At 73.8% G+C, this 13,884-nt stretch carries 10 protein-coding genes, 1 tRNA gene and 1 pseudogene; 4 read left to right on the forward strand and 8 right to left on the reverse strand.

Going from position 1 to position 13,884, the window contains the following annotated elements:
- Positions 1-19: 19 nt before the first annotated feature.
- From IEZ04_RS35955 to IEZ04_RS12390, 3 genes and pseudogenes are all read left to right on the forward strand, one after another.
- A pseudogene (locus IEZ04_RS35955) lies at positions 20-127 on the forward strand (maleate cis-trans isomerase family protein); the annotation flags it as partial.
- A 12-nt stretch (positions 128-139) separates the two neighbouring features.
- A complete protein-coding gene (locus tag IEZ04_RS12385) occupies positions 140-871 on the forward strand; it encodes a maleate cis-trans isomerase family protein (protein WP_189216845.1) in 732 nt (243 codons plus the stop codon).
- 99 nt (positions 872-970) lie between these two features.
- Complete coding sequence (locus tag IEZ04_RS12390) at positions 971-2,059, forward strand: LLM class flavin-dependent oxidoreductase (RefSeq protein WP_189216846.1); 1,089 nt, start codon at positions 971-973, stop codon at positions 2,057-2,059.
- Positions 2,060-2,101: 42 nt separating this feature from the next.
- Here IEZ04_RS12390 and IEZ04_RS12395 read toward each other — a convergent pair whose 3' ends face one another.
- A complete protein-coding gene (locus IEZ04_RS12395; RefSeq protein ID WP_229821000.1) occupies positions 2,102-4,120 on the reverse strand; it encodes a putative bifunctional diguanylate cyclase/phosphodiesterase in 2,019 nt (672 codons plus the stop codon).
- A gap of 364 nt (positions 4,121-4,484) precedes the next feature.
- Here IEZ04_RS12395 and IEZ04_RS12400 point away from each other — a divergent pair, with 364 nt between their 5' ends.
- On the forward strand, positions 4,485-6,044 hold the full coding sequence (locus IEZ04_RS12400) for a M6 family metalloprotease domain-containing protein (RefSeq protein ID WP_373296293.1): 1,560 nt from the start codon (positions 4,485-4,487) through the stop codon (positions 6,042-6,044).
- A gap of 60 nt (positions 6,045-6,104) precedes the next feature.
- Here the strand turns inward: IEZ04_RS12400 and IEZ04_RS12405 are convergent.
- The 7 genes from IEZ04_RS12405 to IEZ04_RS12435 form a co-directional block, all read right to left on the reverse strand.
- Positions 6,105-6,178 (reverse strand) — tRNA-Lys (locus IEZ04_RS12405).
- Entirely contained in the window at positions 6,169-6,774 is a 606-nt protein-coding gene (locus tag IEZ04_RS12410) for a bifunctional DNA primase/polymerase (protein ID WP_373296305.1), read from the reverse strand. Before IEZ04_RS12410 ends, IEZ04_RS12405 begins: the two co-directional genes overlap by 10 nt.
- A 1,316-nt stretch (positions 6,775-8,090) precedes the next feature.
- The gene (locus tag IEZ04_RS12415; RefSeq protein ID WP_189216850.1) at positions 8,091-8,453 is read right to left on the reverse strand and encodes a DUF8844 domain-containing protein; all 363 of its coding nucleotides are present in this window, start codon (positions 8,451-8,453) and stop codon (positions 8,091-8,093) included.
- A 180-nt stretch (positions 8,454-8,633) separates the two neighbouring features.
- Positions 8,634-10,004, reverse strand: coding sequence for an AAA family ATPase (locus tag IEZ04_RS12420; protein WP_229821001.1), 1,371 nt, complete (start codon positions 10,002-10,004; stop codon positions 8,634-8,636).
- Positions 10,001-11,632 carry an amino acid adenylation domain-containing protein gene (locus IEZ04_RS12425; RefSeq protein ID WP_189216851.1) on the reverse strand — a complete coding sequence of 544 codons (1,632 nt, stop codon included), beginning with the start codon at positions 11,630-11,632 and terminating at the stop codon, positions 10,001-10,003. Before IEZ04_RS12425 ends, IEZ04_RS12420 begins: the two co-directional genes overlap by 4 nt.
- The gene (locus IEZ04_RS12430; RefSeq protein ID WP_189217140.1) at positions 11,623-12,843 is read right to left on the reverse strand and encodes a hypothetical protein; all 1,221 of its coding nucleotides are present in this window, start codon (positions 12,841-12,843) and stop codon (positions 11,623-11,625) included. Before IEZ04_RS12430 ends, IEZ04_RS12425 begins: the two co-directional genes overlap by 10 nt.
- Complete coding sequence (locus IEZ04_RS12435) at positions 12,788-13,792, reverse strand: phosphatase PAP2 family protein (protein ID WP_189216852.1); 1,005 nt, start codon at positions 13,790-13,792, stop codon at positions 12,788-12,790. Before IEZ04_RS12435 ends, IEZ04_RS12430 begins: the two co-directional genes overlap by 56 nt.
- Between the last annotated feature and the right edge of the window lie 92 nt (positions 13,793-13,884).

The following is a 13,884-nucleotide window of genomic DNA, read 5'->3' on the forward strand; positions in this document are numbered from 1 at the left end:
GCCCAGAAGGACTACCGGAGTGTGGGCGGCACTGCGTCGCCTGGGTACCCGGGCAGTGGGCCCCTGTCAGGCGCTGCTGCAGGAGACGGCACGCCGGAGCCCCGTACCGCCGGCACCAGAGCAGTAGGAAAGGCAGGACATGACAGCACTCGGATTCCTCTACCCGGGCCACTCCGCCGAGGACGACTACCCGCGCATGGAACAGCTCCTGGGCAGCGACATCCGCCTCCCCCTGATCCACACGGACATCGGTGAGGACGCCCGCCGTGAGGACGCGCTGCGGGAGATGGGCACGCCCGAAAGGCTCGCCGCGAGCGCCGAGGAACTGCGCCTGTCCGGCGCCGAGGCGGTGGTCTGGGCCTGCACCCACGGGAGCTTCGTGTACGGCTGGGAGGGCGCCCACGAGCAGGTCCGCGCCCTCGCCCGGACCGCCGGCCTGCCCGCCTCCTCCACCTCCTTCGGCTTCGTCCACGCGGCCCGGGAGGTCGGGGCGCAGCGGGTCGCGGTCGCGGCGACGTACCCGGACGACGTGGCGGCCCTGTTCGCCGCGTTCCTGAAGGACGCCGGTCTGGAGGCGGTGTCCGTGGCGGCGGCCGGCGTGGGCACGGCGGCCGAGGCCGGGAGGTGGGACGGCGAGCAGGTCCTCGCCCTGGCCCGCGCGGCCGACCATCCCGACGCGGACGCGGTCCTGGTCCCGGACACGGCCCTGCACACGGTCTCCCACCTGAAGACCCTGGAGACCACGCTGGGCAAGCCGGTCCTCACCGCCAACCAGGTCACGGTCTGGGAGGCCCTCCGGCTGGCCGACCGCCGGGTGAACGCGCCGCAGCTCGGCGCGCTGTTCACCCGGGAGCCGGTGGTGCAGGTGTGAGACGGCGCCCGGAGCACGCCATCCCGGGGGAATAACCGGAGTCGGCCTCCTGTTGTGCGGAGCCGAGCATTGCGACGGCAACGAAACACAGGAGGCACCGTGGCGGCAGACGAGATCCGAGGCGCAGCGCAGGGCAGCGCGCCCGTACCCCTCTCGGTCCTGGACCTGGTCACGGTCGGAGCCGGCCGCACCGCCACGGACGCCCTCCGCACCGCCGTGGACCTGTCCCGGCTCGCCGAGTCGCGCGGCTTCCACCGCTACTGGGTGGCCGAGCACCACTCCATGCCGGGCGTGGCCTCCTCCTCGCCCGCCGTGATCCTCGCCCACCTCGCCGCCCACACCGAGCGCATCCGCCTCGGCTCCGGCGGTGTGATGCTGCCCAACCACGCGCCCCTGGTCATCGCTGAGCAGTTCGGCACCCTGGAGGCCATGGCGCCCGGCCGCGTCGACCTCGGTCTCGGCCGGGCGCCCGGCACGGACGGCGCCACCGCGGCGGCCCTGCGCCGTACGGAGCGGCTGCACGAGGGCGCGGACGACTTCCCGCAGCAGCTCGTCGAGCTCATCCGCTTCCTGGACGACGACTTCCCCGACGGCCACCCCTACCGCCGGATCCACGCCGTGCCGGGGCCGGTCCAGAGCACCTCGCCCGGCGGCGTCCAGTCCCCGCACCGGCCGCCCATCTGGCTGCTGGGCTCCTCCGGCTTCAGCGCCCGGCTGGCCGCCGAGCTGGGCCTGCCCTTCGCCTTCGCGCACCACTTCTCGGCGCGCAACACCATCCCGGCGCTCGACCTGTACCGCGAGACCTTCCGCCCGTCGGAGGTCCTGTCCGAGCCGTACGCCCTCATCGGTGTCTCCGCCCTCGCCACGGACGACGAGAAGGAGGCCCGCCGCCAGGTCCTGGCCGCCGCGCTGAACATGCTCCGGCTGCGCACGGGCCGCCCCGGCCTGGTGCCGAGCCCCGAGGAGGCGGAGGCGTACGACTTCAGCGCGGCCGAGCGGGAGTTCATCGCCTCCTGGAACTCCGACGTCATCCACGGCACCGCCGACGAGGTCCGCACCGGCCTGGACGACCTGCAGAAGCGCACCGGCGCCGACGAGCTGATGATCACCAGCCACGCCCACAGCGGCGAGCTGCGCGTGCGCTCGTACGAACTGATCGCGGACGCGTACGGACTGCCGACGGCCTGAGCGGCTCGGCCCTGCGGGTGGGTGCGGGCGGGGCTGTTCCGCTCAGCCCCGCGAGCCGGCCGCCGTCAGCAGTTCGGCGATGCGTTCCGGCGGCACGGGCCGTGAGTACAGCCACCCCTGGCCGGTGTCGCAGCCGATGCGGCGCAGCCGGGTGGCCTGGTCCGTCGTCTCGACGCACTCCGCGGTGACCGTGAGCCCCAGCCGGTGGGCGAGCTGGACGAGCGCCTCGACGATCACCTCGTCGGCGGGGGTCGGCTCGGGCCCGGCTCCCTTGCCGTCGCCGCCCTTCTCGCCGGCCTCGTACTGGAAGCCGCGCACGAAGGCGCCGTCCAGTTTCAGCACGGAGACCGGCAGCCGGCTGAGGTAGGCGAGGTTCGAGTAGCCGGTGCCGAAGTCGTCGATGGCGATGCGCACGCCCATGTCGCTCAGCGCCTGCAGGGCCTGGAGGGGGCGGCCCGCCGAGCCCATGACGGCCGACTCGGTGAGCTCCAGCTGCAGCAGGTGCGGGGCGAGCCCGGTCTCGCTGAGGATCTCGGCCACGTCGGCGACCAGGTCGGAGTCCCACACCTGGCGCACGGCGACGTTCACGCTGACGAACAGCGGGTCCCGGCCCGGGTGGTCGAGCTGCCACCGCCGGGCCTGCCGGCAGGCGGTGACCAGCGCCCACCGCCCGAGCGGAACAATCGAACCGTCCTCCTCCGCCAGTCCGATGAACCGATTCGGCGTCAGTGTGCCGAACTGAGGATGATTCCATCGCACCAGCGCCTCGACCCCGCGCACCTCGCCGCCCTCCATGTCGACGAGCGGCTGGTACTCCAGGGCGAACTCACCGCGCTCCACGGCCGGCCGGAGCGTGGACGACAGGGCCTGGCGGGTCATGCGGTGGGCGTTGCGCTCGGGGTCGAAGAGCGTCCAGCGCGACTTGCCGTCGGCCTTCGCCCAGTACAGCGTGGTGTCGGCGGCCTGCATCAGTCCGGTGGCGGTGGTGTTCGCGGCGTGCCGCTCCACGACGCCGATCGACGCCGAGACGGACAGCCGCTGGCCGGACAGGTCGAAGGGCGCCTGCACGGCCTTCAGCACGGCCTCGGCGAGGTCCGCGAGCTGGTCGGTACCGGCGGAGTCCTCCACGAGCAGCGCGAACTCGTCCCCGCCGAGCCGGGCCACCAGGGGCGCCGCGGCTCTCCCGTACCCGGCCTCGTCGGCGCAGCGCGTCAGCCGCTCGGCGACGGCCGCGAGGAGCCGGTCGCCGACCCGGTGCCCCAGCGTGTCGTTGATCGCCTTGAATCCGTCCAGGTCCAGGTAGCACAGCCCGATCCGGCCGGTGCCGCCCTCGTCGTACGACTCCGCCTCCAGCGCGGCCGACAGGCGCTCGAAGAAGAGGGTGCGGTTGGGCAGCCGGGTCACCGGGTCGTGCATCTGCAGGTGCCGCAGCCGGGCCTGGAGTTCCCGGCGGGCGCTGATGTCGTGCAGGGAGAGCAGGACGGCGGGCTCCGGGCGACGGTCCGCCGGGGTGTCCTGGGGAACCGGCGCCGGGGAGCCGTCCGCCCGGGCGAGGGCCTCGGGTGTCGCGGGGCCCTCGGGTGTCGCGAGACCTCCGGGCGTCGCGAGACCTCCGGGCGTCGCGAGACCTCCGGGCGTCGCGGGCAGCGGGTTCACCATCACCTGGACCCAGAGGTAGTGCCCGTCGGGATGCTTCAGCCGCCGCGCGCAGCGCAGTCGTGCCTGCCGGCCGCGCAGCACCTCGCGGTACGCGTGCCAGGTGCGCGCGTCCGACGCCAGGTCCACCAGATCCGCGGCGACCCGTCCGACCAGTCCCGCCGTACCGCCCCCGAGCAACGTGCCCATCGCGTCGTTGGCGGTGACGATCCGCCCCTGCCGGTCGACCACGGCCATGGCGAGGGGCGCCGCAGCGAACGCCGCCTGGAACGTGTGGGACTCCCGTGACGCGTGTAGTGCTGTGAGAGGCGTCAACACCTGGCGTGAACTATCGATGTCACGCTCTGTGACGATCGGCCGGACGAGGTCCACCGCGGGCGCCGGCCCCTTGGACATTCCGCTCACCGTTCGCTCCCGCAGTGCACTCGTTCTTCGTACGGTCTCGTGATGTCTCGTCGGAGCGGCGGTCCGGGTCGGTCAGCCGCTCAAGCCGTGTCCGTGCAGGAAATTGTGCCGATCATAGAGGCTGGTCTCACGCCCTTCCAGCCATTCTCCAGTGTCCCTGAACTACCTCCGTTCCTGACAGATCGTTTCTGCCACTCCCTGGACGGCTTCTTTGCCTGCCCGGACCAGTTGTGACGTTCCGTGAATGGGCGGGCTGACGTCACCGGGGTGCACTCACTCGTCCGGAGGAGACTAACGAGGCAAAGTACTACAAGCTCACACAGTCTGGGTGCGGTGTCCCCGAAGTCCGCGTCCGGAGGTCGATGTGCCGCGCCCGCGCTCGCACCCGCTGCTCAGCAAGGGTTCCGCCCGCTGCCGGAGAGGGCGGGCGCGGGCGGGCCGGCTGCCGGGCCTGCGCGGTACGGCGGCCGTGTTCACCTCGCTGACCGCCCTGGCCGCCACGTCCCTGGTCGCGGTCCCGTCGGTCGCCGTACCGCTGTCGGCCGCGTGCGTCCTGAACCGCACCGACGCCCACCACTCGGAGGGCGTCGACACCTGGAACCGCTCCTACCCGCGGCCCACCCGGGCCCTCGACGCGGTACTAATCTTCCTGTCCTTCCCGGACGCGGCCCCGCTGGCCACCCCGGCCGAACTGGCCGCCGACCACTTCCCGGCCACCAGCCGTTTCTACGAGCGTGCCTCGTACGGCAGGTTCCGCCTGCGCGCGCATCCGCGGCCGGAGTGGATCGAGATGCCGCGGCCGTCCACGGCGTACGTCATAGAGCGCGACTGGGACGCCGAGCACCGCGCCGCCTACCTGCGGGACGCGATGACCGAGGCCGACGCCCGGATCGACTTCTCCCGCTACGACATCGTGTACTTCGTCGCCGACCCGGACGCGCCGGGTGTCGACTCGGACGCGACGAAGGTGGTGAACCTGGAGCGGCCCCTCCACGTCGACGGCACCGACGTGCACCGGATCGTCACCGTCTTCGAGAGGCACCCGCCGGACCGCCTGGTCCTGGCCCACGAGACCGGCCACGTCTTCGACCTGCCGGACCTGTACCACCGCCCGTCCGACGGCAAGGGCGACTGGGACACGTACGTCGGTGACTGGGACCTCATGGGCAGCCAGTTCGGCCTCGCCCCCGACCTGTTCGGCTGGCACAAGTGGAAGCTCGGCTGGCTGGGGACGAGACAGGTGGCCTGCGTACGGGGCCCGGGGGCCACGCGTCTGACCCTGGAGCCCCTGGGGGCGGGACCGGCGACGGACACGGGTCCGGGGGGCGACGGGTGGAGTGGCGGTAGGTGGAACGGCGGCTGGTGGAGCGGCACCGGGGGAGCGGCGACCGGTGCCGCACGAGGACGGGCCGGGGGTAGGGCCGTCCCCGCGGCCGGAGGTAGGGCCATCCCCGCGGCCGGTCCTATGGCTGTCCCGGCGGCCGGTCCTGAGGCCGTTCCGGCGACCGATCCCGGGGCCGGTGGCGCGGGCGGTCCCGGGGTTGGTGCCGCGGCCGTTTCCGCGGCCGGTCCCGCTGTCTTCGGTTCCGGAGGCGGTACGAAGCTGGCGGTCGTCCCCACCGGACCCGACAGTGCGCTCGGCTTCGAGGCGCGCGGCCCGGTGGGCAACGACGCCTCGGTCTGCTCACAGGGCATCCTCGTCTACCGGATCCGCAGCGGCACGGAGTCCGGCGACGGTCCGATCGAGGTCGTGGACGCCCACCCGCACACCGAAGCCTGCTGGGGCGACTCGGTCTACCCGCCACTCGCCGACGCGCCCGTGGACCTGGGCGAGACCTTCACGGTGCCGGGGGAGAGGGTGCGGCTGGAGGTGGAGGGCCGTACGGCGTCCGGAGCGTGGACGGTGAAGATCGTGACAGGGTGAACGGCTACGACGATGTCGGGGCGGAAACGCTTCCGCGCTTCCGCCCCGACATCGTGTCTGTGCGCCGCCAGGGACTCGAACCCCGGACCCGCTGATTAAGAGTCAGCTGCTCTAACCAACTGAGCTAGCGGCGCCTGCTGACGTCGTAGACATTAGCACCCTGATCGGCGGCTGGAGAAATCGATATCCGTACGGCGGCGGAGGCGGCGTCGCGGGCCGCGCGGACGGCCGCCCAGAGCAGTACCTCGGGCCCGGGGAGCCACGGCTGCCTGGTGTCGGGGGCGACGAGCCAGCGGGAGGCCGCCCGGCCGGTGGGTCCGGTGGGGGCGGTCGAACGCAGGGGAGGGACGGTCACCGCGTCTCCGGTGCCGTGGCACAGGATGGGAGGTATCGCACCCGTCCGTCCGGGTGAACCCCATTCCTCCCACTTCATGAGGGAGGGTAACCGCTGGGCGGTGCCGGGGGCGGCGAAGATCAGCATGCGGCCCCGGTACGTGGCGACGGGGCCCGTGCCCGGTCCCTCGGCCCACAGCCGGTCCAGCATCCGCCGACCGAAGATCGCGGGAATGTTGACGATGTCGAAGACGGTGCCGCAGGGCAGGACGACGGGGGCGGTGGGTTGCTCCTCCCAGAGGGCGAGCGTGCTTCGCGGATACGTTCCTGCGGAGGCGAGCCAGGCGGCCCCCTCCGCGGTGACGTCCGCGACCGACGCGTCCGGGGCGGAGTGCACCGACGCGGCGATGCCCGCGGGGGCTGTGCCCAGGGCGCCGGAGTGGTTGCAGGAACGCTTGCTCACGGTAAAGGTCTGCTGGCTCATGGGATCTACATTTACCGCCCGTGAGCGCTCCGTTCCCGTCGGTCGCGGAATTCCGAAACTCCTGTTGCTGGTGTGAAGCAAGCGCCGAAATTGGTATATGCCGGGAGAGGATGCAACGGTTGTTCGAGCAAAGCGACCGCTCTCCCGGTGCACGGGCGCGCCCCACGCGCGGGCCCCGCCCGGCCGACGGCACTCGGACGGGAGCGCCGCGATCGAGCCGCCGAAGTCCGGCCATGTCCGGACCGGAATCGCGGCCCCCCGGAACCGGTCGCCCGGACTCCGATCGCGATCACGGCGGAACGCCCCGTCACTCCGGCCACGGTTCGGCCCGACCCGGCAGAACCCCGACCGTTCGCCGCCCGCAGCCCGACCAGGAGGGGGACCCACCAGCCGCCGTCCGACGAGAATCAGGCCCAGACCCGGACCGCGAACCATCTGCGAACCGACCACGACCACCTGACTGGCTGGGTCAACCACGGCCACACGAACCGACCCCGAGCCAACGCGAGCCTGACCTGCGGCCTTCCGGCCTGGTCCGCGGTCACCTTGACTGGCCCTGCGGCTCACCGATCCAGCCCTGCGGCCATCTCGGCTTGGCTTACGACCTTCCGGGTTGGCCTGCGGCCTTCCTGGCCCGGCCCGGGTCATCCCGGCTTGGCCTGCGGCTCACCGATCCGGCCCTGCGGCCATCTCGGCTTGGCTTACGACCTTCCGGGTTGGCCTGCGGCCTTCCTGGCCCGGCCCGGGTCATCCCGGCTTGGCCTGCGGCTCACCGATCCGGCCCTGCGGCCATCCCCGCTTGGCTTACGACCTTCCGGGTTGGCCTGCGGCCTTCCTGGCCCGGCCCGGGTCATCCCGGCTTGGCCTGCGGCTCACCGATCCGGCCCTGCGGCCATCCCCGCTTGGCTTACGACCTTCCGGGTTGGCCTGCGGCCTCCCTGGCCCGGCCCGGGTCATCCCGGCTTGGCCTGCGGCTCACCGATCCGGCCCGCCGCCGCCCCCGGCTTGGCCTGCGACCCTACCGATCCGGCCCGCGCGCCCCGCCTCGGCCTGCGGCCCGGCCCACGCCCCCCAACCTGACCTGCGTTATCAGTCCGGCCCTGCAGTCACCTCAACCTGCCCTACGGTGACCCCGGCCCGGCCCGGCCCGCGATCATCTGGGTCCCGTCCGCAGCCACTCACGACCACCCGGCCCCGGCCGGAGGCCAACCGTTCCGGTCGCCCGGGACTCAGATCGTGTCGGGGCCGAGGCCGTCGCGGCCCCGCATCAGGTCGCGGCCGAACTCGACCATCTTGTGGGCGTAGTCCTCGGTCCACTCGGCCCGTTCGGCGATGTCCGCCGCGGTCAGGCGGTCGAAGCGGCGCGGGTCGGCGAGTTGGGCGGCCGCCATGGCCTGGTACTCCACCGCCCGGTCCGCCGCGGCGCGGAAGGCGTGCGTCAGTTCGGTCGCGCGGGAGAGCAGCGCCCGTGGGTCGTCGATCGACTCCAGATCGAAGAAGTGCTCCGGATCGGCCGCCGCCTCGGCGGGCTCGAAGAGCAGGGGCGCGGGGCGTCGCCGCGGTTCGTTCCGGTGCGGCGTGGGCTCCGCCATGTCTACTCCTTCTCGTGGACGTCCAATGGTCCGCTGTCCGGGGCCACGGGCCACCGTCCATTGTCTCCCGCCCGTGCAAGTGGGCCCGGAAGCGCGGACCAGGGGCGCTCGCGGCACACCTACAGCGCTCTCACGCACCATCGGCATCCGGAACACCACCACTGCGCCCTTCCCCCTTTCTCACGGCCGCCATGCCACCCGGTGCTCGGACAACCGGGCCAGCACCGCGTGATTCGCCTCCCAGCCGTCCGGGAACTTCACCGTGACTCCCAGCTGCACCGGCTCCGTCGACGGGTGGTCGTCCAGCAGCTGCGACACCCCCTCCCTGCACACCACGATGCACGCGTGCCGGTGCCGGGAGGCGAGCACGCACAGCCGGCCCGTCTCCAGGTGGAACGCGGTCGCGTCCGGCCGGCCCGACAGCGGGTGCAGGACCACCGTCACGTCGTACTCGCGCCCCTGCAGCCGGTTAGCCGTGTCCACGACCACGTCGGTGACCCCCAGTCCGGCCAGCGCCGTCCGTACCGAGGCCGCCTGGTCGCGGTGGGCCGTGCCGACGGCGATGCGGCCGGCGGTCAGCGGCACCGGCTCCTCCGACCGCTCCGAGACCGCCGCACCGCCCCGGTCCAGCAGCCGCCGTACGACCTGCGCGACCGCCCGGACGGCCTCCGGGTCGGTGCGGGGCGTGTGCCGGGCCGGGAGTTCCAGCAGGCCCCAGCCCGCCTCGGCGGCCTCGTCGATGACCCGGTCCGGGCCCGAGCCGTCGGACGGGACGGTGAACGCGAGCCGCCGGTCGCCGTGGCCGGTGCCGCTGCGGAACGGTGTGTACGGGTAGAAGGCGTCCGACACCAGGGGCGCGGCGGAGGCCGGCAGCCGCCAGGACACCGGGAGACGGTGCTGCGGCAGCTCGGGGTTGTGGGCCAGCAGGGTCGTCACCGCCGAGGCCGACGGGTCGTACGACAGCCCCGCCCACTGCTCGCTGCCCACGATGGAGAAGGGGTCGAGCTGGCCCGGGTCGCCCACGAACAGCGCCCGTTCGAACAGGCCCGCCACGGCCAGCAGCGCGTCCGACCGCATCTGGTACGCCTCGTCCACGATCGCGTGCCGCCACGGCTCGACGCCCTTGACATGTGCCCACTTCGCGGCCGTCGAGACGACGATGTCGAGCCCGGCGAGATCGGCGGCCTTCGTCGACTTGCGGACGTTCGGCAGGCCGTCCAGGGCCTTGTCGTACGGGTCGGAGTCACTGCTGTGCAGACGGCCGACCGGCAGGTCGGCGTCCTTCTCCGCGAGCCGCAGCACCAGGTCGTCCACCTGGGCGTTGGTCTGCGCGACGATCATCAGCGGACGTCCGGCGGCGGCCAGTTCGAGCGCGGCGCGGACGACGAGGGTGGACTTGCCGGCGCCCGGCGGCGAGTCCACCACGACACCGCGGTGCGTACCGTGCAGCGTGTCGCGCAGGATCGCCTCGGTGGCCCGGCCGGCCGCCGCGCCGGGATCGAACACTCCCGGGACGCCGCCTTCCGCGTGCGGGTCGAGCGCGGTGGTCACAGGACGTCCTCCTCCGTCAGGGGATCCGGCAGCGGCACGGCCTCCGGGTCGCCCGGCGGGCCGCCGTGCGTCCAGGGGGTCTCCTCCGGATCCGGCAGCTTCGCCCCGCCGCGCTGGTCGTGCTCGAAGAGCGTGAAGCAGACGCGGTCGCCCTTCTCGGGGACCGAGCCGGGCTCCGGTTCCTTGCCGCGGCCCATCTTGTCGAGCACACGCAGCACGACGAGAACGTTCCCGTCACCGTCCGGGTCTCCGGTGCCGATGCCGTCCCTCCCCGCGTGCCCCACGAACTCGGCGGCCTGCGGCTTGCCGCCCAGCGAGCGGTACACCTTCGCGCGTTCCCCGAGGTGCGGCAGGTCCTCCGTGCGCACCGTGACCAGCGGGCGCGGGCTCGGCCGCCTGCCCTCGCTGTACGCCATCACCACGTCCGTGACCTCGCCCGCGAAGGCCTCGCCCGCGAGGCGGCGGCCGGCCATGACGAGCGGGTCGTCCAGGGCCTCCTGGGCGTCCAGCCGGGCCTGTTCGCGCTCGCGCGCGGCGAGCTTGTTCGCGGCGGTGACCGCGTCGTCCACGCGCGGCTGCGGGGGCTCACCGGCGGTGATCCGGTCCCGGTGGGCGGTGAACGACCAGCGGTCCCGGGTCCAACGGTCGGGCACGTGCGCGCCCTCGGGCAGCGCGCGCAGCAGGTCGAGCCCGTGCCAGACCGCGTCCCAGGTGGGCCGGGTGCGGCTCTCGACGAGATCGCGGACGCGCTGCTCGGCCGCGGTGAGGGCGCCGAACCGGTCGTCGGCCTCCAGCCCGTCCTCGGCGGCGGCGAGCGCGCTCCGCGCGCGGTCGTAGGCCTCGATCGCCGGGGCCAGCAGCTTGTTGTCGAAGGCCGGGTCGGTGGCGGGTCCGGCGGGCGGGCACAGCAGCTGGCCGTCGGCGTCGCGGGCCAGCTCGGCACGGTGCGCGGCCACGTCCCCCGGCTCGTCCCCGGGCGGATCGATCCACGCCAGCAGCGAGCCCAGGTGCTGGTCCTCCACGCTGGACTGGCCGGTGGCCCAGTGCCGCGCCAGCAGGTCCGTGACCGCCAGGAGCAGCGAGGAGCCCGGCATCCGGGCGCGCTCCCCGAAGTGCGTCAGCCAGCGGCCGAGCAGCGGGACCCGGGGCGGGGCCGGATGCGGGGTGTCGGGGTCCTGCTCGGCGGTGCGCCGGAAGCGCATGGAGCGCCCCAGCAGCCGTACGAAGTCGACGCCCGCGCGGCTCGGCACGATCAGCTGCGGGGCGTCCGCGCACAGGTCGACCACCACCTTGACCCGCTTGCCGGTCTCCGGGTCGGTCTCGGTGCGCTCGGCGGCCTCCACGGTGTCCGTGTACGCGTCCACGTACGGCAGGACGATGTCCGCGAGCTCGGCGAGGAACGCGAACCGCAGGTCGCGGTCGCGGGGCTGCGGTACGACGAGCAGCCGGGGCGCGTGCCGGTCCGTACCGACGAGCGCCCCGAGCGGCGCCCCGGCCTCACCGGCGGTCGTGAGCGGGACGAACACGAGCGGGCGCTCGGACAGGTGGCGGTGGCGCACGGTGGCGACGGGCCGCGCGCGGCCGCTGCTCACGGCTTCCAGCCGGGCGAGCGTGGTGATCAGTGACACGGGGCACCCCCCGCGCTGGCGCCGGCCATGTCCTGGGACTCCGCGCCCGCCGGAACCTCACCGTCCACGAGGACCTCATCCCTCGCGCCGTACCCGGCGGACGCCAGTGCCTCGGCCCGCAGCCGCGCCGCCCTGCGCAGCGCCGCCACCGCCGGGTCGGCCGGGTCGCCGGCCGTCCCGTGGGCCGCCGCCAGCACGTCGCCGACCGTCGTCAGGCCGCCCAGCTCCGCCCGCGCCGACCGGCCGACGGACGTCACCTCGGCCGCGGCGCGGGAGCGGGCGCGGCAGTGGAAGGCCAGCTCGCACGCGGCGAGGCACTCGGGGGCGTACGTCGCGGGCAGCAGTTCGACGGCGGCGGTCAGCCGCTCCTGGGGGAGGTCCGGGGCGAAACAGGTGCCTTCGGGGAGCGCGTCCGCGATCTCCTCGATGCGGGTGAGCCGGGTCAGCTGGCGGCGGGTGACCGCCCGCTGCTTGCGGACGTCCACCGCGGCGGCCGTCGGCAGGTTGGTGAAGTCCTTGGGGCAGACCAGCAGCACCCGGTGGCGCACCTGGGGAACCGGATCGACGCGGGCGGCGGCGTCCTCCAGCGCCAGCACGTACACCGCGGACTGCCGGGCGGCGGCGCCCACCTTCGCCGGGTCGGCCGCGCCGTCCAGCATCGGGAAGGACTTGATCTCGACGACCGTCCAGGTCCCGTCCGGGTGCACCACCACCGCGTCCGGCTCCAGGAACGCGGGCGAGCCGGCGACGTCCAGCGCGAGCATGGGGTGGTCGAGCAGCGTCCAGCCGCCGGACTCCGTGGCCTCGCGCAGTGCCAGCTCCGTGCGGGCCGTACGCCCCTCGGGGCCGGCCGCGGCGAGGTCGGGGACGTGCGCACCGGACGGCGGCTCGGCGGAGGGGTCGAGTCTCTCGTGCACCAGCCGCAGCAGCTCGGTGCCGCCGTCCGCCTTCACGCGCGCCTCGAAGGCGTCGCCCCGCATGAAGGCGAACTGGGACTGGCCGAAGGCGGAGGGCGAACCGAGCGCGCTCGCCAGCTCCGTCTTGTTCACGCCCGCCCCGTCGAGGAGCGCGCGTCGCCTGCAGCCGGGGTTGGCGGCCAGGGCCGCGAGGGCGCGGGCGTCCAGCGCCTTCGCGGGGACGTCCGGCCCCCGCAGTTCAGCGAGCCGGTGCCGGAGCGCCGGTGCCGTCTCCCGCGTCCGCGGGGGCGGCACCCGGTTCGGCCCTGGACTCGCGCTGCCGTGGTAATCGCTCACCCGCGGAAGTCTGGCATCCGCCACTGACAATCGGGGACGGTGCGTCCGGCGAGGCGCCCGCGACCGGAGCGCCCGGGGCTCCGGCGAGCGCGGCGCCGGGAACCCCGGCGCGCCCTCCGAACGGCCCGCGCGGGACCGCCCCCGACCGGTCCGCGAGGCGTGTCACCAGCGGAGTCAGCAGCAGCCCGGCACCCATCACGGCGGCGCCCGCCACCGCGTCGAGGAAGTAGTGGTTCGCGGTACCCAGCACGACGACGGTGGTGACCAGCGGGTAGGCCACGCCCGCGATCCTGGTGGCGCGCGAGCCGCCGTACCGCCACAGGACCACCCCGCACCACAGCGACCAGCCGACGTGCAGGCTCGGCATCGCCGCGTACTGGTTGGTCAGGCCGCCGAGACCGCGCGGGGCGCTCGCCTCGCCGCCCCACCAGCCGTACGCGCTGTACCGGGCCATCGTGTCCACGAAGCCGTGGGCGGCGTCCAGCAGCCGGGGCGGGCAGGTCGGCACGAGCGTGAAGCCGACGAAGCCGACGAGGCCGATGAGGGTGGACGTCATGAGCCAGGTGCGGGCCGCCCGGTACACGGCGGAACGGCACAGGAAGAGCCACACCAGCAGCGCCGGCGTGACCAGGTAGTGCAGGGACGCGTACCAGAAGTCGGCGGGTATCCCGAGCCAGGGTTCGCGGGCGAAGAGGCGGTTCAGCGGGTGCTCGGCGTTCAGCCCCAGCGCCTTCTCGGCGCGCAGGAGGGCGAGGCCGTTGCCCACGGCGTCGCCCGTGTCCCCGCGCGCGAGGAGCCGGCCCGCCGAGTACAGCGCGTACACCACCAGGATCAACGGCAGCTCGGACCACCAGCGGAGCCGGGTGGGCGACGCGGTCCCGGTGCGCGCCGTGTCGGTCTGCGGCACTGGTCGTCCTGCCGGTCCCTGCGACTCCTGCGATCCCGGATGACCAAGACGCGGAGATCGCCCCCCGGGTTGCCCCGCGCAAGCGTGCGCGA

It is taken from the genome of Streptomyces ruber, from assembly GCF_014648075.1.
GTDB lineage: Bacteria > Actinomycetota > Actinomycetes > Streptomycetales > Streptomycetaceae > Streptomyces > Streptomyces ruber.